This is a genomic window from Microbispora rosea (genome assembly GCF_900156315.1).
Lineage (GTDB): Bacteria > Actinomycetota > Actinomycetes > Streptosporangiales > Streptosporangiaceae > Microbispora > Microbispora rosea.
On record NZ_FTNI01000073.1, the window covers coordinates 1 to 1973 of the forward strand.

Sequence of the window (1973 nt, forward strand, 5' to 3'; positions counted from 1 at the left end):
CCACGCGATCGGTCGTCGCGTCGGAACTGCGGCCCCTGCCGTGCACCACCGACCCCGGCAGGAGGAGCCGCCTCGGGGAGTCAGTCTGGAAATCAACCCGAAACGTGTCAAGTGCGTTGCTTGTAAGTTTCGCCGCCTTTTCCCGCCTCATGCTTCGTCCGAGCTGGTAGACGTTGAGAAATGTCGTTCGTAAAGTTTCTGACTGCCTTCACGGCGACGCCGGATGATGCGGGCCGCGATGAAAGTTTCCTCTCGTCCGAGCTCCGGGCGGTGTTCTCGCATCGACGGAGGAGCAGGTGGGCAGCATCCCGTCGGCGAGGGCCCGGACGCTGAGGGGCGCGAGGGTTGACGCGGATTGGGGCGTCATGTTTGATCCGCTACACCACCACGCACACGTCGCCGATGGGAGAGGAGCACTGGTTCGCCGATTTGTTAGCGCTAACATTGCCTGCGCAGACCCGAGTACGTGACCTTCCTGGCCGGTACGCGCTGTCGGCGTCAGCCGTGAGCGGCAAGAGGCTGCCGAAGGGTTCACGAGCCGGCCGGTGCTCCCGGCGCCGCGTGTCCCGGTGTTGCGTGTCCCAGCGCCACGAGCCACAGCGCCACGAGTTTCGGCGGCGCGAGTTTCGGCGGCGCGAGTCCCGGCGACGCGTTCGAGGCGGGCGACGCCCCCGAGCGGTCTGCCTCGCGCCGCGCGCAGGGGGACGACCGCTGCCCGCTCGTCGCCGGATCGGGACGGGCGACCTGCGGTGTCTCCGGTCGTGGGCGTCGGCCCGCGTCGCGATGTCGTGGGCGCCGCCGGCGGGCGGTGCACGCCGTGCGCCGGAGCGGGCGATCTGGCCGTCCCGGTGGCGTGTGCACCGTGGTTGTGACCCCCCGTAGACGACATCAGCCACGGTGAGACGGCCCGCACCGACTCCGGCCAGACCGAGCGCCGAACAGACCGGGCGCCGAACAGATTGAGTGTCGCCCGGCGACGATTCGGCGCCTCCACCGTGGCCGCACTCCGGCTCGGCGGGGCGACCACATCAGCCTGCCCCGACGGCCGACCTGCCGGCCCTCTCGCTTTCCCCCCGCGGGGCACGCCCTCGTGCCCCCTGTGCCGGCGTGAGTCCACCTGGCACACCACGGATGTCCGCACCCTCAGCCGTGTCTCCGCTCTTCAAAGGAGAGAAGATGCACCAACCCCCCATCCGCGCGACGAGTGGCCGGCGACGTAGGCCAGCCACCGTCTTCGCATGCCTTCTGGCGGCGCTCGCGACCGTTCTCGCATCCGCCGTCACCTGGGTGGCGCCGGCCTCGGCGGCGACCGTCGACACCAACACCTGGTATGTCCTGGTCAACCGCAACAGCGGCAAGGCCCTCGACGTCTACAACTTCTCCACCGCCGACGGCGGAGCGCTCGTGCAGTGGAGCCGCAGCAACGGGAACAACCAGCAGTGGCGGTTCGTCGACTCCGGCGGCGGCTACTACCGCATTCTGTCGCGTCACTCGGGCAAGGTGCTCGACGTGGCCAACCTCTCCACGGCCGACGCCGCCGACATCGTGCAGTGGAGCGACCACAACGGCACCAACCAGCAGTTCCAGCTCGCGGACTCGTCCGGCGGCTACGTCCGGCTGATCAACCGCAACAGCGGCAAGGCCGTCGAGGTCCAGAACGCCTCCACCGCGGACGGCGGCAAGATCGTGCAGTACTCCGACTGGGGCGGCACCAACCAGCAGTGGCAGCTCGTCCCCGTCGGGAGCGTCTCCGATCCCTCGCCGTCACCTTCGGCCTCGCCCTCTGTTTCGCCGTCGCCGTCGGCGAGTCCGTCTAACGGGTCGTGGCCGCCGTCGTCGTCCTATTCCAACCCGGTGTTGTGGGAGGACCTGGCCGACATCGACGTCTTCCGGGTGGACGACACCTACTACTACTCGGCCTCCACGATGCACTACTCGCCCGGCGCGCCGATCCTGCGCTCCTACGACCTGGT

1 protein-coding gene is annotated in these 1973 nt (G+C 69.0%); it reads left to right on the plus strand.

Annotation, left to right across the window (positions count from 1 at the left end; genetic code table 11):
• Positions 1–1176: 1176 nt before the first annotated feature.
• On the plus strand, positions 1177–1973 hold a 797-nt coding region (locus tag BXA11_RS41025; RefSeq protein WP_208865609.1), incomplete at its 3' end, for an RICIN domain-containing protein.